This window comes from Curtobacterium sp. MCBD17_034 (genome assembly GCF_003234515.1).
GTDB lineage: Bacteria > Actinomycetota > Actinomycetes > Actinomycetales > Microbacteriaceae > Curtobacterium.
On sequence record NZ_QKTN01000001.1, the window covers coordinates 232,776 to 258,040 of the forward strand.

The following is a 25,265-nucleotide window of genomic DNA, read 5'->3' on the forward strand; positions in this document are numbered from 1 at the left end:
TCGTCTCCCGTCGTCGTCGCCGGTGGTTCCACCGGTACTCCCTTGTCGAACGGGGTGTGCGGAAATCGACAGGCGGCGCGGACGACGTTTCCACAGGGGCAGGGTCGGGACGCGTTCCGACTACCCGCGGCGCTCTGCCGTGATGGCGTTCCGGATGCGCAGGTCGAGGTCGTCGAGTTCGTCGAGGACGTCGCGCGCCGCGAACACACGGTCACGCTTCCGGTCCGTGACCTCGTGGATCACGCCGGAGTCCTCGAGTCGAGCGACAGCGCGGAACACCGTCTGCTCGTCGCGATGCGTCTCATGGGCCATCTGCTCGACGGTGAACACCGGGAGCGCGAGGAGATGGTCGATGACGTCCTCCGCGCCCGAACCCCGGCGTGGGCTGGCGGCGGCACGCCAATCGGAGGGCAGGGTGCGGAACAGCGCGGCCGTGTGCTCCGACTCACGGGCGGCGATCTGCGTGGAGAGCGCGATGTCCTCGACGATGCGGTCCGCGTCGCCATCCCGGTAGGCAGTGAGCGAGTCGAAGTAGTGCTCTGTGTCGGCCGAGAGCGCCGAGGCGACCGGCACGACCGTGCTCCGGGCAACGCCCCGACGGCGGAGCACGGCACCGAGGAGCGCTCGTCCGATGCGGCCGTTGCCATCGGTGAACGGGTGGATGGTCTCGAACTGCGCGTGCACGATCGCGGCCTGCGCCACGGGATGGACGTCGTCGGCGTTCGCGAACGTGATCAGGTCGGTCATGAGGTCGTCGACGGTCTCGGCCGGTGGCGGGACGTAGAGCGCGCCTCGCGGACTGTGGTCGCTGCCGCCGATCCAGTTCTGGACGTCACGGAGCCGCCCGGCGGAGACGCGCTCGGACGGATCTTCCGACATCAGGGCGTGGTGCGCGGCCAGGATCGCGTCGAGGGTGATCGCCGGGTGCGCCGTGTCGATCAACTTCGTCATGGCGCGACCGGCGGACACCATCGAGACGGCCGACGAGTTCGACCGGACCCCGCCCAACGCACGCGCGAAGTCCTCGACGGACGCCGTGACGTGCTCGATCTTCGATGAGGCGACGGACTCAGTCCTGACGAGGAACCCGGCGAGCGGTCGGAGGACGTCGGCGTAGGTCTCCTCGAGCGTCCGCACCTCGCGCATCGCGCGCTCGAGTTCTCGCGAGGCCACGGCCGTGAAGGGGAGCCCGGCGATGTGCGGTGGCACCGAGACGTCGACCTCGGTCAGGCGCCGATCGGCAGAGGACCCACGCCGTGAGGACGGAGTCCACGGAACGGTCCGGAACGTCCGCGCGGGCCAGGACACCACGTCTCCCTCCTGCACACAACTGACATCAGCGAGGGTCAAACTATCAGTTGTGGCCCGTAACTGACAGTATCGGCGCCGCTATTCTCACTTACGAGCGACAAGTGACAGTAACGGGAGCGTTGCTGTCACTTCCGAGGCCAGCGGGCAGGCCCCCGGCTCAGCGTCTCAGCGGCTCAGCGGCTCAGCGGCTCACCGGCTCAGCGGCACCGCGGATCGCGACTCGGCACGAGCCCCTGCACGAGGTACGCGTCCACCGTGTCGTCGACGCACTCGTCGCCGTAGTTGTACGCCAGGTGCCCCTCGCCGACGTGGGTGACGAGGTGCCCGGACGGGAACAGCGCTGCCAGTGTCTTCGCCTGGTGGTAGGGGGTCGCGGGGTCGCCGGTCGAGCCGATGACGAGCACGGGGTCCTGCCCGCCGTGTGTCGGGGGCGGCGGGGACGCGACCATGCCGTCCGGCCACTGCCCGCAGGTGACGTCGCCGTACGCCTGGTAGGGGCCGAGCGTCGGTGCCGCCTGCGCCAGCTGCTTCGCCTCGTGGCGCATGTCCGCGGTCACGTCGTCGGCGCCGCCGTCGAGGCAGCCGATCGCGGTGAACGCCTCGGTCGCGTTGTCCCAGTACTTCCCGTTCGATCGCCGGCCGTTGTAGGCGTCGGCCGCGTGGAACGCCTTGGCGGGGTCACCGGCCGCGACGCCGCGGAGCATGGTGGTCAGGGCGGGCCACTGGGTGGTGCTGTACAGGTCGTTGACGATCGCGGTCGAGAGCGTCGCCCCGTCGAGCCGCCGACCGTCGCTCGCCGTCAGGGGATCCGTGTCGGCCGCGTGCAGCAGGTGACGGATCCGGCCCATCGCGTGGTCGACGGAGCCGGTGAAGGGGCAGGTGGCGTCGCCGACGACGGCGCTCTCCGATCCGCGGACGCAGGCCCGGGCCCAGGCGCGGAGGTCGCCCTCGAAGCCCTTCGCCTGTGCGACGACGCCGTCGGTGGAGGTCGGGGTCCAGATGTCGACGGCGCCGTCGAGCACGAACCTGCCGACGTGGTGGGGGTAGAGGGACGCGTAGACGCTGCCGAGTTCGGTGCCGTACGAGTACCCGAGGTAGTCGAGGCGCGGCATGCCGAGATCGGCGCGGAGGAGCTCCATGTCGCGGGCGGCGCTCACCGTGTCGACGTGCCCGAGCAGCGCTCCGGTGTGCTCGGCGCAGTCGTGGGCGAACGTCCGGGCACGCTCGCGGTCCGCGGCGAGCCACGTGCTCGATCCGATGGTGCCGGGGAGGACGCTGTAGAGGTACCGGTCGAGCTCGGCGGCGCCACCGCAGCGCACCGCGCTGGAGTACCCGACGCCGCGGGGGTCGAACCCGACGACGTCGTAGTGCCGCGCGACCGTGGCCGTGACGGCGTTCCGCACGCTGCTCCCGACGAGGTCGACGCCGGACTCACCCGGCCCGCCGGGGTCGACGAGCAGCGTGCCGAGGCGCTTGCCGGTGGCGCGGTGCTCGATGAGCGCCAGGTGGATCGCGCGCGTGCCCGGGTCCTCCCAGTCGAGCGGGGCCTCCACGGCGGCGCAGCGGTCGTGACCGCACGCGGTCCAGTGGACGGCCTTCGTGAACTCGCCGAGGACCAACCGGTGCGCGATCACCGGCCCGGTCGTGAACGCGGCGATCGCCCCACCGATCAGCCCGGCGAGCACCGCCACCACGATGAGCAGCAGGACACCCCCGGTGCGGCGTTCGGTGGTCCCCGGATGCTCCCCGGTCGTCCAGTAGGTCACGTGCTCCCCCTCGTCGGCCCGGGAACGCTACCAGTCGTGCCATCCGCCGCGGTCCTCCCAGAACGGGGATGTGGAGGGTCCCCGCAGCACACCCGGTGGGGAGGGCCGTCACGGCCTCACCCCGCGGGTCCCTCCGCGTGGACCCTCCGCGTGGGCCGTCTGGTCAGGGCAGGCGCGTGGCGCGCACCACGACGTCGTGGAGCACGACCGGGCCGCTGCGGCGCACGATCTCGCGTCGCGGCTCCTCCGCACGGTCGACGCGCCAGGCGGGTCCGTCGAACAGGGCGACGACGTCGGCGGCACCGACCGTGGCCTCCTCGGGCGGTGCGGCGTCGTGCCGGTGGTGCGACCCGTGTCGGTGGCCGACGACGAGCAGCGTGCCGCCGGGCGCGACCCACCCGCCGATCCGCTCGTAGAGCGCGAGCTGCGGGATCGTGGCGTGCGCGTAGGCGGTCGTCACCAGGTCGAAGCGGCGCTCGGGCTCCCAGGTGGTCAGGTCCGCGGCCACCCAGGTCACCGCGTCCGTGACCTCCGCCACGGCTGCGCGCCGTGCGGCGCATTCGAGCGCGGTCGGCGCGATGTCGACGCCGGTCACGTGCCAGCCGTGCTCGGCGAGCCACACCGCGTCCGTCCCGGTGCCGCACCCCGCGTCGAGCGCGGAGCCGGGAGGCCCGGCCTCCGCCGCCTGCACCAGGTACGGGGTCGGAGTGGTCGGCCCCTCGGCTTCGTCGCCGTCGGCGTCGCGCCAGTGGGCGTCCCAGGAGTCGCGGTCGAAGCCGATCGTCATGACGGCATCATGCACCCCGGGCCGCGCCCGGGCGAGCCGCGCGCGGGCGACTCGTGCTCGGCCGACCTCGCGCGGGGGCCCGGGCGCGGGGGCCCGGGCGCGCAGGGCGGAGCCGTCAGGGACGCCCGGTCGCGTACTGGTTCGCCGTGATGAGCCGGTACGTCACGTCGGGGCCCGAGTCGGCGACCTTCACCCACACCCGCTCGCGGTCGCTGAACTTCATCGACACGCGGTCGTAGGCCTCGCCGCCGATGCGGTGCCCGGCGAAGTACGACGGCCGCCCCTCGGTGCTCGACAGCAGGACGCCGACGAACTCCGCGTCGGTCGGGGGTTCGCTCAGCAGCTCCGCCGGGTCGAGCTGCAGGATGATCACCTCACCGCGGACCACGTTGCCGGGGGTGCCGTCGGAAGCGTTGCGTTCGGTCATCGTCGACTCCTGCTCTCCGGGCGATCTGAGGACAGCGTAGGCGCGGGCCGATGGAAGCGGTAGGGCCGCGGGAGCGGTCGGGCTGCAGAAGCGACCGTGCCGCAGAAGCGACCGTGCCGTCGATCGCGCCGGACGGGTCAGGCGTCGAGCTCCGCGACGAGCGCGGTGACGCGCCGCCGGATCTCGTCACGGACGGGCCGCACCTGCTCCAGCGGCAAGCCCGCGGGATCGGTGAGCTCCCAGTCCTCGGAGCGCTTGCCGGGGAACACCGGGCACGCGTCGCCGCACCCCATGGTGATGACGACGTCGGACGCGCGGACGGTGTCCGTCTCGAGCACGGTCGGCCGACCGGCGGTGATGTCGATGCCGTCCTCGGCCATGGCCGCCACCGCCACGGGGTTGATGTGGTCCGCCGGTTCGCTGCCCGCCGACAGCACGGTCACGCGGTCGCCCGCGAGGTGCTGCAGGTAGCCCGCGGCCATCTGTGATCGCCCGGCGTTGTGGACGCACACGAACAGGACGGTGGGGCGGTGGTCGGTCATCGTGCTCCGGGGCCTCGTGGGGCGGTGCGTGCCGCGGGACGTGTGGCACGGTGAGCAGGTTGCCCTCCCCGTCGCTCCGGCGCAACCCGACCGGCGGCCGATCTCGCGAACGTGCCCCCGGCCCTCCCGGCTGGCGCTACTTTGGGGGCGTGACCAGCGCTGGAGCCGCCGAGGACGCCCCACGGCGCGGGTACCGCAAGGGGGCGGAGCGGCGCGCGCAGATCCTCGACGAGATGATCCGGATGGTCGCCGAGCAGGGGGTCGACGCGTCGTCGATCCGTTCTGTGGCGGACGCGCTCGGCATCTCGCACGCGGCGCTGCGGCACTACTTCTCGTCCCGGGACGAACTCCTCGTCGCCGTGTACCGGGAGCACGAGGTCCGCACCGTCTCGGCGGCCGAACCCCCGACCTCGGCGATCGGGGACATGCGCGAGAGCACCGACCGCAACCGGTCCGTGCCCGGGCTGGTGCAGCTCTACACGACGCTCGCGGCCGACGCGGTGCAGGAGGGCCACCCGGGGACGCGGGAGTTCATGCGCGAGCGTTTTCGATCGCTGCGCCACGACCTCGCCGAGCTCATCCGACGCGACCAGGAGGCCGGGCGGATCCGCGCGGACCTCGACGCGCAGGACCTCGCCTCGCTGAGCATCGCGGCGTCCGACGGGCTGCAGGTGCAGTGGCTGCTCGACCCCGAAGCCGTCGACGGCGCGCGGGTCCTCCGGCTCCTCGAGTCGATCGTGCCGCCGGGGCCGGCTGCCTGATCGGGACGGCGCTGCCGATGGGAACGGGGCGGGGCCGCGCCGGATCATCCGGTGCGGCCCCGCTGTCGAGCTCAGCTCAGTGGTCGTTCTCGCGCAGCCAGGCCAGGGACTCGGCGATGCCCTCGAACACGTCGCCCTTGTAGGCGTCGAACTCGACGACACGCAGGGCCTGCGGGGCCGCGGCGAGGATCGCGGCGACGTCGACGTCGCCCTGACCGGCGGGGGTCTGGTTCTCGAACGCCGCCTTGAGGGCGTCCGGCACGACGAGCGCGCTCTCGCTCGACGGGAGGGCCGTGGCGATGTCCCCGGTCACCTTGCCGTCCTTGACGTGGATCGCGACGACGCGGTCGCCGAGCCCGCGGAGCACGGCCGGTGCGTCGGCACCGCCGACGGTGGCCCAGAACGTGTCGACCTCGAGGACGACCTCGGGGGCGAGCTGCTCGACGAACAGCTCGTAGATCGGACGACCGTCGACCTTGTTCGTGAACTCCCACTGGTGGTTGTGGTATCCGAAGCGCAGACCGGATCCCGCCGCCTGCTCGGTGAGCGTGTTGACGCGCTCGGCGAGGCGCTTCGCGTCGTCAGCGGTCTGCCACCGGTCCGTCGGGATGAACGGGTCGATGACGGTCGTGATGCCGAGGCGCACGGCGGCCTCGAACACGGCCTCGGGGGCCTCCGAGTCGATCACGGCGGCGTGACCGGACGGCGCGGTGAGGCCGGTCGCGGCGAACGCGCGCTCGTAGTCGTCGACGCGCTCCTGGAACGCGTACGGCTCGACGTGCTCGTAGCCGATCTCGCGGACCCGCGCGACGGCGGCGTCCAGGTCGGCCGCGACGGCGTCCCGCAGCGAGTACAGCTGCACGGAGGTGGTGGGCATTCGGAACTCCTTCGGTCCTGGCAGGGGTGTCCACCCGTCGCGGCCGTGGGATGCTCCGGCGTCGTCGACAGGATCGGGACGACGCTACACGCAATACCTTCCGGTGTGTAGTTTCCCCGGCGCGTCCCGCGGCGCCGTTACGATCCGGAACATGACCGACTCCCGTTCCGGTGCTGACGCCGTCGTCGACCGCCGTGTCCTCGTCCGATGGCGGACCGCGATCATCGTCGCGTTCGGCATCGGTGGCATCACCCTCGCCGCGTGGGGACCGCGCCTGCCGGAGCTCCGCGCGGAGCTCCACGTGACGACCGGCACCATCGGCGTCGTGCTCGCCGCCGTCACCGTCGGGTCCGTCGCCGGGCTGCTGCTCGCCACCCCGCTGCTGCGGACGCTCGGGAGCCGACGTGCGATCGCGAGCACGATCCTCCTGGTCGCCGTCGCGCTCGCCGTCATCGGCCTCGCCGCCGCCCTCGGGTCCGTTCCCCTGGTCGCCGTCGCGTTCGTCGCGGCCGGGCTCGGGATCGGGTCCCTCGACGTCATGATCAACGTCGAGGGCACCGCTGTCGAGGCCGCGATGGGCCGCACCTTCCTGCCACTCATGCACGCGGCATGGTCGGGAGGCGCGGCGCTCGGGTCCGGGATCGGCGCGGCTTGCGCGGCGCTCGGCATCGCACCGTCGGTCCAATTCGTCGGCGAGGCGGTCGCGATCGCCGTGGCGGGCCTCGTCCTGACCCGCTCGATCCCGGCCGGCGCCCGGACCGAGGAGCCGGGGGAGCCCCAGACCACCGGCCGCAAGGTGCTCGAGTGGCTGCGCGGATGGGCCGACTGGCGGCTCCTGCTCATCGGGGTCGTCATGCTCGGCGTCGAACTCGGCGAGGGGTCCGCGAACAACTGGCTCACCCTCGCCACCCGGGACGACCACGGCGAACCCGCAGCGGTCGCCGCGCTGTTCTTCACCGTGTTCGCGCTCACCGAGGCCGCCACCCGGGCACTCGGCGGCCCGTTCGTCGACCGGTTCGGCCGCGTGTGGACCGTCCGCGTGACGGCGGCGCTCGGGGTGCTCGGCGCGGTCGCGTTCATCCTCGGCGGGACCTGGTGGATCGCGCTCGTCGGGGTGCTGCTCTGGGCGGTCGGGGTGTCGATGGGGTTCCCGCTCGGCATGTCCGCCGCGGCCGAGTCCGGCCCGGACCCCGCCGCGCGGGTCAGCGTCGTCGCGTCGATCGGGTACTTCGCGAACTTCGCCGGTCCGCCGGCCATCGGGCTCCTCGCCGAGCGGTCGAGCGTCCTGACCGCGCTGTGGCTCGTGGCGGCCGCGTTCGTCGCCGCGTTCGTGGCCTCCGGGGCGCTGCGGCCGCGGACGGTGGGGCCGACGGGAGCGACGGCGGTCCGGGCCTGAGTGCGGTCGGACGGGGCTGCGTCGTCGTGCTGCGGGCGGGGACGGATGCGGCTGCGTCGTTGTGCTGCCCGCGGTCGGCTGCGTCGTCGTGCTGTGCGCGGTCGGCTGCGTCGTCGTGCTGTGCGCGGTCGGCTGCGTCGTCGTGCTGTGCGCGGTCGGCTGCGTCGTCGTGCTGTGCGCGGTCGGCTGCGGCGCCGTGCTGTGCGCGGTCGGCTGCGGCGCCGGCGTCGTCCGCGGCGTCCTGGGACCGGTGGACCCAGGACACCGCCGCGCCGGTCGCGGAGACTGGACGGGTGCAGACCTGGGAGTTCGGACGGACCGTGCGGCGCTGGCGAGACCGCGTCGCGCCCGAGACCGTCGGCGTGCCCGTGGGCGGCCGCCGACGTGCGGTGGGCCTCCGGCGCGAGGAACTCGCAGCGCTCGCCGGGATCTCCGCCGACTACCTGACCCGGCTCGAACAGGGGCGGGCGACCTCGCCCTCGGCGCAGGTCGTCGAGGCGATCGCCCGAGCCCTCCGGCTCTCCGACGCCGACCGCGACCTCCTGTACGACCTCGCGGGACACGCCGCACCCGGCCCCGACCTCGTGCCGTCCCGGATCTCGGCGAGCGTGCAGCGCCTCCTCGACCGGCTCGCGACCACCCCGGTCGCCGTGTACGACGCCACGTGGACGCTCATCGTCGCCAACGCACCGTACGACGCGCTCATGGGACCCACCTCGACCTGGCGCGGGATCGAGCGCAACGCAGTCTGGCGCAACCTGATCGGCCCCGGCACCCGCGTGGTGCACAGCCCCGAGGAGCTCGCCGCGCTGCAGGCCGGACAGGTCGCCGAACTCCGCCGTACCGCGAGCCGCTACCCGGCCGACCGGTCCGTGCAGGCCCTCGTGGCCGAACTCGCCGCCGGGAGTGCCCGGTTCGTCGAGCTCTGGGAGGCCGAGACGGTCGCCGGGGACCGTGGCACCGTCAAGCGCAAGGTCGTGCAGCACCCGACCGTCGGGCCGATCGCGCTCGACTGCGACGTGCTGGTCGTGGCCACCGACGACGTCCGCATCATGCTCTACACGGCCGAGCCCGGCACCGAGGACGCCGAGCGGCTCGCCCTCGCGATCGTGCTCGGGACGCAGACGCTCGTCGACTGAGCCCGCGTCGGACGGAGGTCCGCTGCTGCGGTGGGCGCGCCTCCCGGATGGCTGGCGAGTCCGGCTGCCGCTCGAAGGTGGGTCGCGGGTTCCGGCTGCCGCCTCGGGTGGCTCGGGGTGGCTCGTGGCTCGTGGGGCTCGGGCGGCTCGGGGAGGGGCTCCCGGGTGGCTCCCGGGCGCGCTCGGCCAGGATGAGCCGATGGACACGCGCCGCCGGACCGCCTCGAGCCGGGCACGCGTCGCCACCGCGGGTGCCGTGCTCGTCGCGCTCGTCCTCGTCGGCGTCGTCATCACGCACGACGCCGACTGGCACGCCGCCGAGCTCGCCGTGGACCAGGCCGCGATCGACGGCGCGCCGCCGTGGGCGCACGCGATCGCGCTGGTGATCGGGAACACCCTCGCCCCGGGTGGGGCCACCGTCATCGTCCTCGTCATCGCGGCGATCACGTGGGCGGTTCGGCGCCGGTCGGAGGCGGTGCTGACCTCCCTGGCGCTCACCGTCGTGCCGTGGTGGGCGACCGAGGCGCTCAAGCTCATCGTCGAGCGGCCGCGTCCAGCCGTGCGGGGCGTCGCGGCGATCTCGACCCCGTCGACGTGGTCCTACCCCTCCGGTCATGCCGCCGTGGCGACCGCGCTCGTGATCGGCGTGCTGGTCCTGCTCGCGCCGACGCTCCGGGAGCGGCCCGTGGCGCGGCGGGTCGCCATCGGCCTGGGCGTCGTGGTGGTGGGGGTGGTCGCGGTGTCGCGTGTGGTCCTGGCGGTGCACTACCCGAGCGACGTCGTGGCGGGACCGCTCTGCGCGGCCGCGTTCGCCGTCATCGTGGGGGAGATCCGCCGGGCGATCATGCGGCGGAGCGGGCGCGCGTCATCGCGTCGGTGACGAAGCGGGAGCGGAGGCCCGACCGGACGACCGGCTCGAACAGCCCGGCAGCTCCGGTCAGGCGTCTCGGCGCTCGGCGGCGAGCACGCCGAGACCGACGAACACCCCGGCCCAGAGCCCGAGTACGAGCGCGGCTTGCCAGGGGTCGAGCGACGACGTGAGGCCGTGCGGGTCGTACGACGACATCGTCGAGGCCGCCTGGCTCGGCAGGTAGGCGATCAGGTCGGTCACCCAATGCGCCTGGGTGACACCGCTGAGGATGCTCATGATGATCGGGAGCACGAACAGGATGCCGACCGAGAGCGTGATCGCGAAGGCCGAGTTCCGGACGAGCATCCCGATCCCGACGGCGAGCAGCCCCACGAGTGCCAGCGCTCCCGCTCCGCCCAGCAACGCGCCCCACAGACCCGGCTCGCCGAGGTCCGGGTGGAGGCCCGCGCCGGTGACCACGGCGATCGCGATCCCGGTGCTGATCGCGACCGCGACGATCCCGACCCCGAACGCGACGAGGACGAACACGAGCGCCTTGGCACCGAGGGCGTCGAACCGGCGGGGCGCGGCGAGGAACGTCGTACGGATCATCCCGGTGCCGTACTCGCCGGTCACGATCAGGGCGCCGAGCACCGCGACGACGAGCTCCGCGATGCTCGTGCCGCCGGTCGCGGCCTGCGCGAGTGCCGAGGTGGCTCCCGCGCGGCTGCCGGTGTCGCCGATCCCGGTGCTCGAGATCGCGATCGCGACGAGGAAACCGAACCCGACTGTCAGCGCGACCGCGATGAGGAAGCACCAGTACGTCGACCGGAGCGTCCAGAGCTTGATCCACTCGGCGTGGAGCAGACCGCCGAAGGTCAACCGGGCGGCGACGCCGGAGCGGGGAGCGGTCGACGCTGCCCGCTCGGTGGACGTCCCGATCTCCACGCCGCTCATCGCGCGCCTCCTGACACGTACTCGGTCTCGTCTCGGGTCATCGCGAGGTAGGCCTCCTCGAGCGAGGCGGAGCGTGGCGTGAGTTCGTGCAGCACGAGTCGGTACTCCGCCGCGAAGTCGCCGATCCATGCCGCGTCCGGCCCGGTGATCTCGAAGCGGTCCGGGGCGACCTGCTGGACGCGTCCGCCGCCCCGCGCGACCGCCTCGGTGAGCGGATCGAGCGCCGGGCCGGCGACGACGACGGACGACCCGGATCGCGCGAGCAGGGCCGCCATGGGTTCGTCGACGAGGAGCCGACCCTTGCCGACGATGACGATGCGATCCGCCGTCTGCGCCATCTCGCTCATGAGGTGGGACGACAGGAACACGGTCCGGCCCTCGGACGCCAGGTGCTTGGCGAGGCCGCGGACCCAGAGCACGCCGTCGGGGTCCAGGCCGTTGACCGGCTCGTCCAGGATCACGACGGCCGGGTCACCGAGCAGCGCAGCCGCGATCCCGAGGCGCTGACCCATGCCGAGCGAGAACCCGCCGACGCGCTTGCCCGCCACGCTGTCGAGCCCGGTCAGGCCGATCACCGTGTCGACGCGGGCCTGCGAGATGCCGTGCGTCGCGGCGAGGGCTCGGAGGTGTGCTCGCGCGCTCCGCCCCGGGTGCACGGCCTTGGCGTCGAGCAGCGCGCCGACCTCGTGCAGGGGCGCGCGGTGGTCGGCGTAGCGACGGCCGTTGATGGTGGCGGAGCCCGCGGTGGGACGGTCGAGCCCGAGCATGAGCCGCATGGTCGTCGACTTGCCCGCGCCGTTCGGCCCGAGGAACCCGGTCACGAGCCCCGGTTGCACCGTGAACGTCAGGTCCTGCACGGCCGTCGTCGCGCCGAAGTGTTTCGTCAGTCCTGCAACGTCGATCACGTCGTCGCCCTCCCCCTGGCTCCCGCGCCTGTGCGGCGGTGGCACTCACCATAGGGGAGGAACGGGTCGCTCCGGCAGGGTCAATCGGCGCGGATGTGGATCGACTCGGCACTCGACGAGCGTGTGGAGGACCTGGCACGCTGTGGCTGACGAGGGGAGCGACCGATGGCCGAGGACGAGCGAGATCGCGCACCGGCGCCCGAGGAGGTCGCACGCTTCGCGCATCTGCCGCCGGCGGTGGATCCCGCCGAGGTCGTCATCGAGATCCCGGCGTTCGAGGACGACCGCCCTGCTCCGCCGCCCGTTCCGCCCGCCGCGGCACCCGAGCTCGTCGCCGCGACCCAGGTCGCCCAGGCGTCCGGCGGTCGGAGGACGATCCACCGGACGCAGGTCCGCGCCGGACTGCTCATCGCGGGCGTGCCGATCGCGGGCGTCGTGGTGGTCGCCCTGCTGGAGATCCTGTTCGGGGAGTGAACCCGAGGGCGGTCAGCGCACCCGGAGTTCGGCCACGAGCGGGCAGGCGAACGGGTCGCGCGCGGCGAGGCCGACCTCGTTGAGGTACCGGACGACGATGCCGTAGGACCGCACGAGCGTGGTCTCGGTGTAGGGCACGTCGAGCGTCGCACAGTGATCGCGGACCAACAGGCGCGCCTGCTTGAGCGCCGGCCGCGGCATGCTCGGGAACAGGTGGTGCTCGACCTGGTAGTTGAGGCCGCCCATGAGGAACGACACCCACCAGCCGCCGCGGATGTTCCGGGAGGTCCGCACCTGTCGCGAGAAGAAGTCGACCTGGGCGTCGTGCGCCAGCACCGGCATGCCCTTGTGGTTCGGGGCGAACGAGGCGCCCATCATCACGCCGAACACCGCGAGCTGCACCCCGAGGAACGCGAACGCCATGCCGAGCGGCAGGAACCAGAACACCACGGTCAGGTAGATGCCGAAGCGGGCCGCCAGGAGACCGCCCTCGATCCAGCGGTGTCGGGCGTCCGCCTTGGTCGCGGCGCCGGTCACGACCGAGCGGACCGCGAGCCAGTGGAGGTTGATGCCCTCGAGGGTGAGGAGCGGGAAGAACGCGTACCCCTGGACCCGCACGAGCAAGCGGAGCGGACCGCGCGCCGCGGCGGCGTCCTCGGGACGGAACCGGATGGTGTCCGGCGCGATGTCCGGGTCCTTGCCGACCGTGTTCGGGTTCCCGTGGTGCCGGGTGTGCTTGTTCATCCACCAGGAGTAGCTCAGCCCGACGAGGAAGGTCCCGAGCAACCGGCCCGCCTGGTCGTTCCACTTGTGCGATGCGAACACCTGCCGGTGCGCGGCTTCGTGCGACAGGAACGCGAACTGGGTGAACAGGACGCCGAGCGCGGCCGCGACGATGAGCTGGAACCAGGAGTGGCCGAGGAGCGCGAACGCGGCCCACACGACCCCGAGCGACCCGATGAGGGCGCCGAACAGCGCCCAGTAGAAACCGATGCGGCGGCCGAGGAGGCCTTGCTCCTTGACCTGGGCGAGGATCGAGGAGTACGTCGACGTGCCGCTGGTGGTGCCGGAGCGGGGACGCGTGCGGACGATGCGCGGCACGGTCGGATCGGTGGTCGTCAGGGCGACTGCTTCCGTGGGGGGAGCGGCCCTTCGGCCGGCTCCTGCGGGTTCCCCCGCGGGTGCGAGGTTGGCGTCAACGTAGGGGGACGAGATGCGCGTTCGCTGTCCATGCGCCCTGAGTCGGCCTGGCTCGCCCGTACCCCGATCGGTCCTCGCTGCCGTCCCGAAAGCCCGGGTGCCCGCTGTGTCGCGGGCCGGTGCCGCCGATCAGCCCAAGGACGACACGAATCGGCCGAGGCGCGCCAGACCCTCGTGCAGTGCGTCCATCGACGCCGCGTACGACAACCGGACGTGCGACTCCGCCGTGTGGACTCCGAAGTCGCGGCCCGGCGTCAGGGCGACGTGCGCCTCGTGCAACGCCCGCTCGCAGAACTGCCACGAGCTGAGTCCGGTCCCGGTCACGTCGAAGTACACGTAGAACGCACCGTCCGGCGGGACCGGCACGGGGAGGCCGATCCGCGCGAGGCCGTCGAGCACGACCGCCCGCCGCGCGGCGAACTCCGCTCGCCGCGCCTCCGCCACGGCGAGCGATTCCGGGGTGAAGCACGCGAGTGCCGCCGCCTGCGCCGGGGCGGACGCGCACAGGAAGTAGTTCTGCGCCAGGCGTTCGGTCACGGGCACGAGTTCCTCGGGCACGACGCACCAACCCAGACGCCACCCCGTCATGCCGAAGTACTTCGAGAAGCTGTTGACGACGATGGCGTCGGGATCGATCGACAGCACACTGCGCGGACGCCGACCCTGCTCGTCCGGGTCGCTGAGGTCGAGGTAGATCTCGTCCACGATCCGCCACGCGCCGCGCTCCCGCGCCGTCGCACAGATCGCCGCGAGGTCCTCGGGACGGATCGAGGTGCCCGTCGGGTTCGAGGGCGTCGCGATCATCACGCCTGTGGTCCGCTCCGTCCAGTTCGCCCGGACGGCGTCGTCGTCGAGCTGGAACCGCGTCTCGGCGGTCGTCGGGACGAGGGTCACCCGTCCCCCGAACGTCTCGACCAGTTCGCGGTTGCAGGGGTACGACGGGTCCGCCATGAGCACCTCGTCACCGGCGTCGACGAGCGCGGCCGTCGCGAGGAGCAACGCCGCCGACGCGCCCGCCGTCACGACGATCCGCGCGGGGTCGATCTCGACATCGTGCTGCGTCCGGTAGAACGCGGCGATCGCCGCGCGCAGCGCCGGGAGGCCCAACGCGGCCGTGTAGGGGAGTGGCCGTCCGTCGGCCACCTGGCGCAGGGCCTCCAGGACGGCGGGTGGTGCGCCGGAGTCGGGCTCGCCGAGGCTGAGCTTGACGACGTCGTGGCCCTCGGCCTCGAGGGCTGCCGCCTGCTTGCCGAACTCCATCGCGTAGAAGGGTGCGACGGCGCGGGCGCGGTGCGAGAGCTGCATGGGGACCTCCGGATGCTGCGGGCACTCGATTCTCCCTCAGCCGCCGGCAGGTTCCGGCCCCCGAGCCCTTCGGCCGCTCGCCGCTCGCCGCCCGCCCGAGCCCGAGCCCTTCCGCCTGTTCTCGGCGACCGGCTCCGCGGGAACCAGCGGTTCCTGGGGAGGTCAGCGCGGCGGGCGGACCAGCACCACCGCGACGAGGAGCAGCACGATGCCGACCACACCCGCGACCGTGAGCGGCTCCTGGAGCACCACGACCGACAGCACGGTCGCCACCAGCGGCTCCACGAGTGACAGCACCGCCGCGGTCGTCGCCGCGACCCCGCGCTGGAGTCCACCGTAGAACGCCAGGTACCCGAGCACGGTCTGCACGAGCGCCAGGAACGCGACCCCGCCCCACGCCGAGGGCCCCGCGCTCGCGAGGTGGAACCCGGTGCACAGCGCGAACACGGCGGACAGCACCCCGGCGAGGGTGAACGACACGGCGATGAGCGTCGACGGCCCGAGACCCGGGATCACACGCCGGTTCACGATCGAGGTCCCCGCGAACGCCAGCCCGGCCACGAGCGCGAGCAGCACGCCGACCGTGTTCGAGGACCCGACGGCAACGCCGGCGCCGGAGACACTCGCGCTGCCGGCCCCGGGCTCGGAGCCCGAGACGTCGCTGACGAGCAGGAGCCCGACGACCGCGGTGGCGAGCGCGAGGACCACCGTGGCGCGGGGCGGCCGGCGCTCGTGCAGTGCCGTGGCGACCGCGACCGCCACGGGCGCGACCCCGAGGGAGATGACGGTCGACACCGCGACGCCGACGAGCGAGACCGACTCGAAGTACGCGGTGCCGTACACGCCGGTCAGGACGGCCGTCAGGAGGACGTGCCCCAGGGCCTCCCGGCTGCGCGGCACGCGCCGGAGGCCGCCCATCGCCGCGGTGACCGCGAGCATGACGATTCCGCCGCCGAGCAGACGGAGCGCCGAGATCGCCGGCCAGGACATTGCGCTGTCCGCGGCCACGATCGTGCCCGCGACCCCACCGGTGCCCCAGAGTGCGGCGCCGAGTGCGACCAGGACGCTGCCGGAACGGGCCGAGCGGGGAACGGCTCGGCCGGTGTCGCGAGGATCGCGCACGACTCAGTCCTCGATCAGGCGCTTCCCCATGCTGACGGCCTCGTACGGGGCGTAGCCGAGGTGCTCGTAGAAGTCGACGACCCCGGTGTTGTCGGGCCGGACCTGGAGCTGCACCTTGGGGCACCCGAGCGCCAGGAGCGCCCCCTCCGCGCGTTCGACGAGCGCGCGACCGAGTCCCGTGCCGCGCTGGTCGTCTCCGACCGCCAGGTAGTTGATCCAGCCGCGGTGCCCGTCGTACCCCGCCATCACCGCGCCGACGATCCGCCCGGCGTCCTCGGCGACGAAGAACATCTCGGGCTGCACGGTCTGCTTGCGGCGGACGTCCTCGTGCGGGTCGTTCCACGGGCGGGTCAGCCCGGCCTCACTCCAGAGCGCCACCACGGCCTCGGTGTCGGTGTCCTCGAACGAACGGATCTCCATCGCACACACTCCTTCTGCGGCCATCCTCTCGTGCACGGCTTCTCCGCTCGGGCGCGGGGAGCCAGCGACAGCGTGTCAGATGAGCCCGTCCGACAGGTGGTTCGGCGTCCCGAACCGGTGGGCCGTGATCGCGATGGACTGCTCTCGCAGGAACGGCAGCAGCTCGATGCGGCCCGCCTCGGTGACCGGTCCGGCGTACACGGCGAGGTCGGGCCTCCCGTTCGTCGCGACGGCGAGGGCACGCACGGCCTCGGCGTCCCCGTCGATGAGCCGGATCCGCCCGCCGCCGAGTCGGCCAGCACGGGCGTGGAACGCCTCGGCGGACTCGACGGCCACCGATCCCACGTGGGGCTCGGCGCGGAGTGCGGTCCGCACGGCCTCGGGGAGCGTGCACTCCGGGTCGACCGAGACCGCGACCACCGCCCCCGCGGCAGCCGCCGCACCGACCACGCGGACGAGCGACGCGACGCTGCCACCCGCCACGAGCCGGACGAGCACGGGTTCCGGCCACGGCAGGTACCGGGCCACGTTCCGCTCGGCGCTGAGCCCGGAGACGTCCGCGGCGGTGCCGAACAGCGTCGACCACGCGTGCGCGTCGGACCGGAAAGCGCGCGCGAGCAGCGCACGGTCCGGCTCGGACAGCCCAGCACCGGCATCAGCCTGGAGGCGCGCCACGGCCGCGGACGTCACCGCATCACCGGCGCTCGCCGCGGTCGGCTCCCACGAACCGAGACCGATGAGGTAGTTGACACCCCCGGCCTTGGTGCCCGGCCCGACGGCGGATCGCTTCCACCCGCCGAAGGGCTGCCGCCGGACGATCGCGCCCGTGATCCCCCGGTTGACGTAGAGGTTCCCGGCCTCGACCCGCGACAGCCATGCGCCGATCTCGGCGGGGTCGAGCGCGTGCAGCCCCGAGGTCAGTCCGTAGTCGACCTCGTTCACGATGTCGATGGCCTCGTCGAGGGTGTCCGCGGTCATGACGCCGAGGATCGGCCCGAAGTACTCCGTGCGGTGGTAGTCCGATCCGCGCCGGACCCCACCGCGCACCCCGGGGCTCCAGAGCAGACCGCGATCGTCGAGCTGCTCGGGCCGGAGCTGCCACGTCTCGCCAGGGCCGAGCTCGGTCAGGCCCGTGAGCAACTTGCCGCTGGCTGGCTCGATGATCGGGCCCATCTGCGTCGTCGGGTCCCAGGGGTACCCGACGGTCAAGGACGACACCGCGTCGAGCAGCTGGTGCTTGAACCGCTTCGACCGGGCGACCGAGCCGACCAGTACGACGAGCGACGCTGCGGAGCACTTCTGCCCGGCATGCCCGAAGGCGGACTGCACGACGTCCTTGACGGCGAGGTCGAGGTCCGCGGACGGCGTCACGATGATCGCGTTCTTGCCGCTCGTCTCGGCGAGGAGCGGCAGATCGGGCCGGAAGGACCGGAAGCGCTCCGCCGTCTCGTACGCGCCCGTGAGGATCACCCGATCGACGAGTGGGGAGGCGACGAGGTCTCGGCCGAGGTCCTCCTCCGACACCTGCACGAGCGCGAGCACGTCGGCGGGCGCGCCCGCGGCGGCCAGTGCATCGCCGATGACACCGGCCAGCACCGCGCCGCAGCGCTCGGCCGGACCGGCGGGCTTGAGCACGACTCCCGATCCGGCCGCCAGCGCCGCGAGCGTCGACCCGGCCGGGATCGCGACGGGGAAGTTCCACGGCGGCGTCACGAGCGTCAGCGCAGCGGGGACGAACCGGGCACCGTCGACCTCATCGAGCGACCGCGCGAGTTCGGCGTACCAGTGCGCGAAGTCGACGGCCTCGGACACCTCGACGTCGGCCTGGTCGATCGTCTTGCCGGCTTCGGCCCCCATGACCTCGACCAGCTCGGTGCGGTGCGCCTCGAGCGCCGCACCGATGGCGTGCAGGACCCTCGCTCGGTCCTCGCCGGACCACGATCCCCACGTCGAGCCTGCCTCGCGCACGCGCTGCAGGGCGGCGGCGAGGGTGTCCGGCTCGGTGATCCGGGCCTCCTGCACGGCGTCGACGCCGAGCGTGCTCGTGGACATCCGCTCGATGACGCCGCGCGCCCACACGCGGTGCTCGGCGACCGACGGATCCGTGTCCGGCGTGTTCTCGAAGTGCCCGAGGGTCGGCCGCGGAACTGCCGCGAACCGGTCGGCGACCCGATGCGGAGCAGGAGCCTCGAGGCCGCCGGACTCGGCGAGCGGAGCGAGTGACGCGCGGAACCGGTCGGCCTCGCGCTCGAACAGCGCCTCGGAGGTCGACAGCTCGAACACGGCGGACATGAAGTTGTCCGGCGAGGCGCCTTCTTCGAGGCGACGGATCAGGTACGCGATCGCGACGTCGAACTCGCTGGGGTGCACCACCGGCGTGTAGAGCAGGAGACCCCCGACGGTCCGCTTGACGGCCTCGGCCTGCCCTTGGGCCATGCCGAGGAGCATCTCGAACTCGATGCCGCTCTGCACCCCGCGCTCCCCGGCCAGGAGCCAGGCGTGCGCGATGTCGAACAGGTTGTGCCCGGCGACCCCGACCCGGACGTTGGCGATGCGCGACGGCGTGAGGGCCCAGTCGAGCACGCGCTTGTAGTTCGTGTCGGAGTCCTGCTTGGTGTGCCAGGTCGCCAGGGGCCAGCCGTGGATCGAGGCCTCGACCTGCTCCATGGGCAGGTTCGCGCCCTTGACGAGCCGGACCTTGATCCCGGCGCCACCGCGGGCGCGGCGTGCCGCGGACCACTCCTGGAGCCGCTGCATGGCGCCGAGCGCGTCCGGCAGGTACGCCTGGAGCACGATCCCGGCCTCGAGGTCGAGGAACGCCGGATCGTCGAGCAGCGTCGTGAAGACCGCGATCGTCAGGTCGAGGTCCTTGTACTCCTCCATGTCGAGGTTGATGAACTTGTGAGGGGAGGCGGCGGACGCTCGGGCGAACAGGGGGCGGAGCTTGGCGACGACGTCGGCGACGGCTTCGTCGAAGGCCCAGGGCGAGTACGGATGCACGGTCGACGACACCTTGATCGACACGTAGTCGACGTCGTCGCGGGCGAGGAGCCGCTCGGTGCCTTCGAGTCGACGCGCGGCCTCGCGCTCGCCGAGGACCGCCTCGCCGAGCAGGTTCATGTTGAGGCGCACGCCCTCGCGCTTGACCCGTTGGATCGCCGGCCCGAGCGCGGAGTCGGACGCGTCGATGATCAGGTGCCCGACCATCCGCCGGAGCACGCGGCGCGCGATCGGCACGACGACGTCCGGCAGGACCGGGGCGAGCCCGCCACCGGCGCGCACGAGCGCACGCATGGCGGCCGGGAGGAACGTGGGGACGTCCGGCGCGATCCGACGGAGCGTCCGGGCGGCGACGGTCCGGTCCTCCGGCCTGACCACGCCGTCGACGAAGCCGACGGTGAACGCGAGGCCCTTGGGGTCGCGGAGCACGCCCGCGAGTTGAGCAGCCGAACCGTCGACGGGGTGGCCGTCGGCCTCGGCGAGCCACCGACGGACGAGCACGATCGTGGCGTCGACGAGGGGATCCGCGGCGGCGCCGTCGATGTCGTGCCGTGGGGTGGCGAGGTCGGTCATGCGCCCAGTATCGGGCTCCGGTTGCGGTAGCACCAGTGACGGTTGGTTCACGGTTATCGGTAGCGTTCCTACCGGGTTATCCACAGGCGTGACAGGTGGCCCCACGCACTGGTCGCGATCCAGCGACAGTGAAATCCCACGGTCCACACACCCACACGAGGAGTCCGCATGCTCGACGTCCGGCGCATGGTGATCCTGCGCGAACTCGCCATCCGGGGCACGATCGCCGCCGTCGCCGAGGCGATGTCCTTCACGCCGTCGGCGGTGTCCCAGCAGCTGAACGCCCTCGAGCGCGAAACGGGCCTGGAGCTCCTCCGACCCGCCGGGCGGCGTCTGCAGCTCACCCCGCAGGCCGAGGTGCTCGTCGCCGCGGCGAGCGAGGTGCTCGACGTGCTCGAACGGGCCCAGGGTGCGCTCGACGAGTCACTTCCGAGCGTGCAGGGGCGGGTCCGCGTGGCGGTGTTCCAGTCCGCGGCGCTCGCCCTCATGCCGCCGGCCCTCCGCGCCATGGCCCGCACCCACCCCGACGTCCGCGTGGAGATGGTCCAGCACGAACCGGAGAGCGCCCTGCGCGCCACGTGGGTCCGGGACTTCGACCTCGTCATCGCCGAGCAGTACCCGGCGCATGCCGCCGCGTGGCACGCCGGGTTGGACCGCCAGGACCTGACCCGCGACGCCGTGCGCCTGGCGCTCCCGCCGGTCGACGCACTCGACCAGTCGGTGGACGACCTGCTCGGCGCAGCCGCCATGCCGTGGGTCATGGAGCCGCGCGGGGCCGCATCACGACACTTCGCGGAGCAGGTGTGCCGATCAGCGGGGTTCGAACCCGACGTGCGGTACGAGACGCCGGACCTGCAGACCCAGATCCGCCTCATCGAGTCCGGCAACGCGGTCGCGCTCATGCCGGACCTCGTGTGGACCGGCCGGAGCACCACCTGCCGCCTCGTGCCGCTCCCCGGGCGTCCGCAGCGGACCGTCTTCACGGCACAGCGGGAAGCCGGGGCCGGCTCCCCGGCGCTCCGAGCGCTGCGGCGGACCCTGGAGGCGGCGGCACGGCAGCTCCGGGCATGACCGGACGACGCGGGCGACCCTCAGCCGTCCGACGACCGACGACTCCCGCCGAGCGCCGGGACGAGCACCGCGACCGCGACCGCGACGATCGCCACCGCCGCGAGGACGGCGATCCACGTGATGCCGTCATCGGCGCCGCCACGGACCCCGACCATGCGCACCACGGCCGCCACGAGCTGCGTCCCCGCCTGCACCGCGACGAACCGGAGTGCCGACGGCCGCAGTGCCCGCAGTTGCACGAGGGCTCGCCGGGGTGCGACCGACGCCACCATGCCGACCGCGACGATCAGGTGCGTGCTGAGGAGCACGACTGCAAGCGGACCCCATCCAGCCCCGGCACCCCCGGCGACGGCGGCCACTGCGAGCTGCACGACCAGTCCGGCGGTGAACGGGCCGCGCGGGAACACCGCCGACGCGGCGACGAGCGCCACCGCGAGTGCGAACCACCACCCGCTCGGACCGACGGCCACCCACGCCCCACCGAGGCCCGCGACGACACCGAGCGCGGTCAACACCCACGCCGGCAGGCCACGTCCGACATGGGGGAACGACCGGGAGGCCCGGCTCGCCTCCGCACTCATGGCCGCCGCCTCGCTCTGCTCAGCAGCCGCACGGCGACCGCGGGCGGCGTCCCGTCGGCGGTCCGCCAGGTGATCGGTTCCACCCCGGCCGCTCGCATCCGATCGAACCGGACCCGGCGTTCGAGCTCGACGAGCCGCGACGCGACGCGCTCCTGCCGGTCCGCGTCGGAGCGATCGAGCGGCGGGAGCACGTCGACGGCGACCACGCGGCGGCCGGTCGCCGCCCAGGTGATCGCCATCGCTGCGGGATGGTCGTCGAGGAAGGTCGAGAGCACCACGACGAGCGAGGCCGCGGGCACGGTCGGCGCGCGCACCGCCCCCGGGGTGTCGCTCGTCGGGACCGCTCGTGCCGTCGCTGAGCGGAGGCGGTCGAGCTGCCGCACGCCTCCGCGGGGTTCGATGCCCGTCACCGCACCGGCGAGGTCCCGGAAGCCCACTCGGTCGCCTGCGCCGATGTACGCCGAGGCCAGGGTGGTGGCGGCCTCGCGGGCGAGGTCGAGCGACGTCGCGCTCCGCTCGGGTCCCGCGGTACCGGACCAGCGGGTGACGTCCGGCCCGACGTCGTCACGGTCGTCGAGCACGATGACGACCACGGCGTCGGCGGTGGACGACGTGCGCCGCACGTACAGCTCGCCGGGCTGCTGCGCTCGTCGTGCCGTTCGTCGCCAGTCGATCCGTCGGAGCCGGTCCCCGGGGGCGAAGAGCGCGAGGTCGCGGAACTCCCCGCCGTCGCCGCGGCTGCTCGACTCGTGGGTCCCCGTGGTGCCGACGAGCCGGTGCGGCATGGGCAGCTGTTCGATCCGCAGGCGCGGTGGCGGGACGACCGCGCGGAGCGTCGGTCCCTCCTCCGGCAGGGTGACCGCGGTGCCGCCCTGCGCGATGAGCGCGAGGTCGAGCCGGACCACGGCCTGCGGCCCGGAGTGGAGGACCGTGACCGGCCCGCGGAGTGCCGCCGCGGTGGACGGCGTGACCAGGACACGCCGGGTGGATCCGTCGGCGAGGGTGGCCACGACGGCGACCGCCTCGGCGACCTGGGGTGCCCGGAGTTCGACGTCGACCACGACGCCCCGCCCGTTGTCCTCGGGTCGCACCGCGGTTCGGGTCCGGATGACACCCGCGCGGCCGCGAGCGGGGTCGTGCCCGAGCGCGGCGATCACGAGCAGCGGTGCGGCCACGAGGGCGAACTCGACGCGGGCCGTCACGAGCGCGAGCCCGGCGAGGAACACCGCGGCTGCGATCGCAGCGGTGATCGGCGGGTTCGGCACCCACCGCACGCGGTACGCCTGGTCCGTCGAGCGCACGCCGGGCGTGGCGTCCTCGGGCCCGGCGGCGGACGAGGACCGGGGCGGCGCCCCTCCGGGCAGCAGCGCTCCGGACGGCGCCCCTCCGGACGGGACAGCTCCGGACGGGACTCCGACGGGCAGGTGCCATCCGTCGTCGTCGCTCACCGGGCCTCCCGACCGGCAGTGGCGTCCGTCGCCCGACCCGTGCCGATGCCGCCACCCGTGCCGGCGCCCCGACCCGAGGCCACCGCGGGCGGCCCCGCCACCTGCCCGGCCACCGTCCGGACGACGGTCGCCGGATCGACGCCGTTGGCCCAGGCCTGCGGGGTGAGCGAGAGTCGGTGGGCGAGCACCGGGACGGCGGCGGTCTTGACGTCCTCGGGGGTGACGAAGTCGCGGCCGGCCATCACCGCGCGGGCGCGTCCGACGAGCAGGAGCGCCTGTGCACCGCGCGGCGAGGCCCCGACCTGGACGTCGCGGTGCTCCCGTGTGCCGACGGCGAGGTCGACGCAGTACAGCGCGATGTCCTCGTCGACGTGCACCTGCTCCACCGTCGCCTGCATGCGCAGGAGATCTGCCCCGCTGATCACCGCCGGCACCGTCGCGACCTCGCGCTGGCGGTCGACGCGGTTGAGGAGCACGCGCTGCTCCTCGGTCCTGCTCGGGTAGCCAGCGGCGAGACGCACCATGAAGCGGTCGAGCTGCGCCTCGGGCAGGGCGTAGGTGCCCTCGTACTCGATCGGGTTCGACGTCGCCACGACGTGGAACGGCCGCGGCAGCGGGAAGCGGTCACCCTCGACGGTGACCTGCCCCTCGGCCATCGCCTCGAGCAGTGCCGACTGGGTCTTCGGCGACGTCCGGTTGATCTCGTCGGCCAGGAACAGCCCCGTGAACACCGGGCCGGGCCGGAACACGAACTCCGCCGTGCTCGGGGCGTAGACGAACGAGCCGGTGATGTCCGCCGGCAACAGGTCCGGCGTGCACTGCAGGCGCCGGAAGTCGAGCCCGGACGCCTGCGCCAGGGACCGTGCCGCGAGGGTCTTGCCGAGCCCGGGCACGTCCTCGAACAGGACGTGCCCGCCGGCGAGGATGCTCGCGAACGCCAGCTCGAGGGGCTCCCGCATGCCCACCACGGCGGTCCCGACGGCGTCGAGGACGGCGGCGCTGAGCCGGGCGACCTCGGCCACGGACAGCGGGCTGGGGGTGGTGGTGTCGGCGGTCTGATCGGTCACGGGAGCCTTCCGGACGGTTCCCCGAGCGCCTCCACGGCGATCAGGAGGGACGAGAACGTGGCGAGGTCGAGTTCGGGGTGCCGCGGGCTCAGGAGCACGCGGACGACGTCGGGCGGGAGCAGGCGCTCGACCGCGGGTCGGGCCTCCGGGTCGTCGATGTCGACCCCGTGGTGCACGAGCAGCAGGTGGCCTGCGGCCGCGCGGAGGCGCACGACGGGTCGCTCGGGCACCCCGCCGCGTGAGCGCAGGGACCACGCCAGCGCCTGGACATCGCGGCGCGCTCCGAGGACCACCTCCGTGGGCGGCGCCGGCCACGTGAGCCGTTCGTCGTCGCGCACCGCCGACCAGGTCAACCCGACCGCGGTGATCACGGCCGCGACGACGACGGCCTGTGGCACCGGGAGTCCGAAGAACCACCCTGCGGCACCGACGACGACCGCGACGACGACCACCTCGACGACCCGGCGCCGAGCGGGCAGTCCCACCGCCGGGCCGCTCACCGGCGCTGCTCCGAGGCCGCGGTGGGTGTCCCGCCCGGCCACCGCTCCTGCAGCGTCCGCAGCGCCACGCGGGCCGCCTGCACCTCGGTCGGCCCGGCCGGCGTGGTGCCGAACCGCACCATCACGTAGAGGTCCCGGAGCGTCCCGACGGCGTTCCGGTCCAGCTCGAGCCGGAGCAGCACCCGCGCGGTGAACTCGGTCGGGGTCTCCGCGATCTGCCGCCGGTAGCCGGCATCCTCGGCGGCCTCCTGCAGGCCGAGCCACGCGGCGGTGATCGCGTCCGACGCCGGTCGGTCCTGGTCGATGACGTCGAGCGCGCGCGCGAGGCCGCGGTGCACCGTGCGCATCGCGGCCGCCGTGGTCGGGACGTCGACGTCCGACACGTCGTCCGTCAGCAGGCCGGTGGGGAGGCCCGGCTCGGCTCCGCCACGTCGCCGCCGTCCCAGCAGGCGGACCAGGAGCACCACGACGAGTGCGAGCACGACCAGGCCGGCGATCAGCAGTGGCCAGGTCAGGTCGACGTGGAGGGTCGAGCGGTGTCCGGCGGCGCCGGGCTGCGCCGTCGGGGTGGTCGCCGCGGTCGGTCCCGGTGCGGTCGTGGCGGTCGGCAGCGCGATCGTCGGGGACCATCGTGGTCCGCCGAACCGCAGCGGCCCGGCGAACGCCGCTGCCGCGACGACGAGCAACGCGGACACGATCGTGACCACCAGGACCGCGGGGGACCGCCGTCCGGATCCACTCGCGCCCGCGCTGGCCCTCATGGCAGCACGGTAGCCCATGGGTCTG

The 25,265-nt window shown here is 73.3% G+C and carries 24 protein-coding genes; 6 read left to right on the forward strand and 18 right to left on the reverse strand.

Annotated features, from left to right (window positions below; all coding sequences use genetic code 11):
* Positions 1-120: 120 nt before the first annotated feature.
* The 5 genes from DEI92_RS01170 to DEI92_RS01190 form a co-directional block, all read right to left on the reverse strand.
* Positions 121-1,311, reverse strand: coding sequence for a Fic family protein (locus tag DEI92_RS01170; protein WP_111012054.1), 1,191 nt, complete (start codon positions 1,309-1,311; stop codon positions 121-123).
* 197 nt (positions 1,312-1,508) lie between these two features.
* Positions 1,509-3,077 carry an alpha/beta hydrolase gene (locus DEI92_RS01175; RefSeq protein ID WP_111012055.1) on the reverse strand — a complete coding sequence of 523 codons (1,569 nt, stop codon included), beginning with the start codon at positions 3,075-3,077 and terminating at the stop codon, positions 1,509-1,511.
* A 163-nt stretch (positions 3,078-3,240) separates the two neighbouring features.
* Positions 3,241-3,864, reverse strand: coding sequence for a trans-aconitate 2-methyltransferase (locus DEI92_RS01180; RefSeq protein WP_111012056.1), 624 nt, complete (start codon positions 3,862-3,864; stop codon positions 3,241-3,243).
* A 115-nt stretch (positions 3,865-3,979) separates the two neighbouring features.
* Positions 3,980-4,291, reverse strand: a complete 312-nt coding sequence (locus DEI92_RS01185; RefSeq protein WP_111010280.1) for a hypothetical protein — start codon at positions 4,289-4,291, stop codon at positions 3,980-3,982.
* A 137-nt stretch (positions 4,292-4,428) separates the two neighbouring features.
* On the reverse strand, positions 4,429-4,833 hold the full coding sequence (locus DEI92_RS01190; protein ID WP_111010279.1) for an arsenate reductase ArsC: 405 nt from the start codon (positions 4,831-4,833) through the stop codon (positions 4,429-4,431).
* A gap of 149 nt (positions 4,834-4,982) precedes the next feature.
* On the opposite strand from DEI92_RS01190, the gene DEI92_RS01195 reads away from it, so the two are divergent.
* Entirely contained in the window at positions 4,983-5,594 is a 612-nt protein-coding gene (locus tag DEI92_RS01195; RefSeq protein WP_111012057.1) for a TetR/AcrR family transcriptional regulator, read from the forward strand.
* Positions 5,595-5,670: 76 nt separating this feature from the next.
* On the opposite strand, the gene DEI92_RS01200 is transcribed toward DEI92_RS01195, so the two are convergent.
* Positions 5,671-6,471: a sugar phosphate isomerase/epimerase gene (locus DEI92_RS01200; RefSeq protein WP_111012058.1), complete on the reverse strand. Its 801-nt coding sequence runs from the start codon at positions 6,469-6,471 to the stop codon at positions 5,671-5,673.
* A gap of 151 nt (positions 6,472-6,622) precedes the next feature.
* On the opposite strand from DEI92_RS01200, the gene DEI92_RS01205 reads away from it, so the two are divergent.
* The 3 genes from DEI92_RS01205 (at position 6,623) to DEI92_RS01215 (ending at position 9,886) form a co-directional block, all read left to right on the forward strand.
* The gene (locus DEI92_RS01205) at positions 6,623-7,867 is read left to right on the forward strand and encodes an MFS transporter (protein WP_111012059.1); all 1,245 of its coding nucleotides are present in this window, start codon (positions 6,623-6,625) and stop codon (positions 7,865-7,867) included.
* Positions 7,868-8,160: 293 nt separating this feature from the next.
* Positions 8,161-9,006: a helix-turn-helix transcriptional regulator gene (locus tag DEI92_RS01210; RefSeq protein ID WP_111012060.1), complete on the forward strand. Its 846-nt coding sequence runs from the start codon at positions 8,161-8,163 to the stop codon at positions 9,004-9,006.
* Positions 9,007-9,205: 199 nt separating this feature from the next.
* The gene (locus DEI92_RS01215; protein ID WP_111012061.1) at positions 9,206-9,886 is read left to right on the forward strand and encodes a phosphatase PAP2 family protein; all 681 of its coding nucleotides are present in this window, start codon (positions 9,206-9,208) and stop codon (positions 9,884-9,886) included.
* Positions 9,887-9,943: 57 nt separating this feature from the next.
* On the opposite strand, the gene DEI92_RS01220 is transcribed toward DEI92_RS01215, so the two are convergent.
* Both DEI92_RS01220 and DEI92_RS01225 read right to left on the reverse strand, forming a co-directional pair.
* On the reverse strand, positions 9,944-10,813 hold the full coding sequence (locus tag DEI92_RS01220; RefSeq protein WP_111012062.1) for an ABC transporter permease subunit: 870 nt from the start codon (positions 10,811-10,813) through the stop codon (positions 9,944-9,946).
* Entirely contained in the window at positions 10,810-11,718 is a 909-nt protein-coding gene (locus tag DEI92_RS01225) for an ABC transporter ATP-binding protein (RefSeq protein WP_111012063.1), read from the reverse strand. Before DEI92_RS01225 ends, DEI92_RS01220 begins: the two co-directional genes overlap by 4 nt.
* 165 nt (positions 11,719-11,883) lie before the next feature.
* Here DEI92_RS01225 and DEI92_RS01230 point away from each other — a divergent pair, with 165 nt between their 5' ends.
* Positions 11,884-12,192, forward strand: a complete 309-nt coding sequence (locus DEI92_RS01230; protein WP_111012064.1) for a hypothetical protein — start codon at positions 11,884-11,886, stop codon at positions 12,190-12,192.
* Positions 12,193-12,204: 12 nt separating this feature from the next.
* Here DEI92_RS01230 and DEI92_RS01235 read toward each other — a convergent pair whose 3' ends face one another.
* The 5 genes from DEI92_RS01235 to DEI92_RS01255 all read right to left on the reverse strand — a co-directional run bounded on the left by DEI92_RS01235 (position 12,205) and on the right by DEI92_RS01255 (position 19,812).
* On the reverse strand, positions 12,205-13,293 hold the full coding sequence (locus DEI92_RS01235; protein ID WP_111012065.1) for an acyl-CoA desaturase: 1,089 nt from the start codon (positions 13,291-13,293) through the stop codon (positions 12,205-12,207).
* 228 nt (positions 13,294-13,521) lie between these two features.
* On the reverse strand, positions 13,522-14,697 hold the full coding sequence (locus DEI92_RS01240) for a pyridoxal phosphate-dependent aminotransferase (RefSeq protein ID WP_111012066.1): 1,176 nt from the start codon (positions 14,695-14,697) through the stop codon (positions 13,522-13,524).
* A gap of 162 nt (positions 14,698-14,859) precedes the next feature.
* On the reverse strand, positions 14,860-15,819 hold the full coding sequence (locus DEI92_RS01245) for a DMT family transporter (RefSeq protein WP_111012067.1): 960 nt from the start codon (positions 15,817-15,819) through the stop codon (positions 14,860-14,862).
* Between the two features lie 3 nt (positions 15,820-15,822).
* A complete protein-coding gene (locus tag DEI92_RS01250; protein WP_111012068.1) occupies positions 15,823-16,239 on the reverse strand; it encodes a GNAT family acetyltransferase in 417 nt (138 codons plus the stop codon).
* A 75-nt stretch (positions 16,240-16,314) separates the two neighbouring features.
* On the reverse strand, positions 16,315-19,812 hold the full coding sequence (locus DEI92_RS01255; RefSeq protein WP_111012069.1) for a bifunctional proline dehydrogenase/L-glutamate gamma-semialdehyde dehydrogenase: 3,498 nt from the start codon (positions 19,810-19,812) through the stop codon (positions 16,315-16,317).
* Between the two features lie 168 nt (positions 19,813-19,980).
* Between DEI92_RS01255 and DEI92_RS01260 the strand changes: the two genes are divergently transcribed.
* Entirely contained in the window at positions 19,981-20,883 is a 903-nt protein-coding gene (locus tag DEI92_RS01260; protein WP_111010253.1) for a LysR substrate-binding domain-containing protein, read from the forward strand.
* 20 nt (positions 20,884-20,903) lie between these two features.
* Here the strand turns inward: DEI92_RS01260 and DEI92_RS01265 are convergent, their stop codons facing one another.
* From DEI92_RS01265 to DEI92_RS01285, 5 genes are all read right to left on the reverse strand, one after another.
* Positions 20,904-21,464, reverse strand: a complete 561-nt coding sequence (locus DEI92_RS01265) for a hypothetical protein (protein WP_111048158.1) — start codon at positions 21,462-21,464, stop codon at positions 20,904-20,906.
* A complete protein-coding gene (locus tag DEI92_RS01270; RefSeq protein ID WP_146249068.1) occupies positions 21,461-22,765 on the reverse strand; it encodes a DUF58 domain-containing protein in 1,305 nt (434 codons plus the stop codon). The genes DEI92_RS01265 and DEI92_RS01270 overlap by 4 nt, the downstream gene beginning before the upstream one ends.
* 143 nt (positions 22,766-22,908) lie before the next feature.
* Positions 22,909-23,979, reverse strand: coding sequence for a MoxR family ATPase (locus DEI92_RS01275; protein ID WP_258369854.1), 1,071 nt, complete (start codon positions 23,977-23,979; stop codon positions 22,909-22,911).
* Positions 23,976-24,479 carry a hypothetical protein gene (locus DEI92_RS01280; protein WP_146249069.1) on the reverse strand — a complete coding sequence of 168 codons (504 nt, stop codon included), beginning with the start codon at positions 24,477-24,479 and terminating at the stop codon, positions 23,976-23,978. Before DEI92_RS01280 ends, DEI92_RS01275 begins: the two co-directional genes overlap by 4 nt.
* The gene (locus DEI92_RS01285) at positions 24,476-25,240 is read right to left on the reverse strand and encodes a DUF4129 domain-containing protein (RefSeq protein ID WP_146244048.1); all 765 of its coding nucleotides are present in this window, start codon (positions 25,238-25,240) and stop codon (positions 24,476-24,478) included. The genes DEI92_RS01280 and DEI92_RS01285 overlap by 4 nt, the downstream gene beginning before the upstream one ends.
* Between the last annotated feature and the right edge of the window lie 25 nt (positions 25,241-25,265).

Coding starts and splice junctions, on each gene's coding strand:
- DEI92_RS01255 (WP_111012069.1), bottom strand. CDS start 19,812: ATGACCGACCTCGCCACCCCACGGCACGACATCGACGGCGCCGCCGCG.
- DEI92_RS01230 (WP_111012064.1), top strand. CDS start 11,884: ATGGCCGAGGACGAGCGAGATCGCGCACCGGCGCCCGAGGAGGTCGCA.
- DEI92_RS01190 (WP_111010279.1), bottom strand. CDS start 4,833: ATGACCGACCACCGCCCCACCGTCCTGTTCGTGTGCGTCCACAACGCC.
- DEI92_RS01220 (WP_111012062.1), bottom strand. CDS start 10,813: ATGAGCGGCGTGGAGATCGGGACGTCCACCGAGCGGGCAGCGTCGACC.
- DEI92_RS01260 (WP_111010253.1), top strand. CDS start 19,981: ATGCTCGACGTCCGGCGCATGGTGATCCTGCGCGAACTCGCCATCCGG.
- DEI92_RS01250 (WP_111012068.1), bottom strand. CDS start 16,239: ATGGAGATCCGTTCGTTCGAGGACACCGACACCGAGGCCGTGGTGGCG.
- DEI92_RS01180 (WP_111012056.1), bottom strand. CDS start 3,864: ATGACGATCGGCTTCGACCGCGACTCCTGGGACGCCCACTGGCGCGAC.
- DEI92_RS01185 (WP_111010280.1), bottom strand. CDS start 4,291: ATGACCGAACGCAACGCTTCCGACGGCACCCCCGGCAACGTGGTCCGC.
- DEI92_RS01215 (WP_111012061.1), top strand. CDS start 9,206: ATGGACACGCGCCGCCGGACCGCCTCGAGCCGGGCACGCGTCGCCACC.
- DEI92_RS01205 (WP_111012059.1), top strand. CDS start 6,623: ATGACCGACTCCCGTTCCGGTGCTGACGCCGTCGTCGACCGCCGTGTC.
- DEI92_RS01200 (WP_111012058.1), bottom strand. CDS start 6,471: ATGCCCACCACCTCCGTGCAGCTGTACTCGCTGCGGGACGCCGTCGCG.
- DEI92_RS01265 (WP_111048158.1), bottom strand. CDS start 21,464: ATGAGTGCGGAGGCGAGCCGGGCCTCCCGGTCGTTCCCCCATGTCGGA.
- DEI92_RS01240 (WP_111012066.1), bottom strand. CDS start 14,697: ATGCAGCTCTCGCACCGCGCCCGCGCCGTCGCACCCTTCTACGCGATG.
- DEI92_RS01285 (WP_146244048.1), bottom strand. CDS start 25,240: ATGAGGGCCAGCGCGGGCGCGAGTGGATCCGGACGGCGGTCCCCCGCG.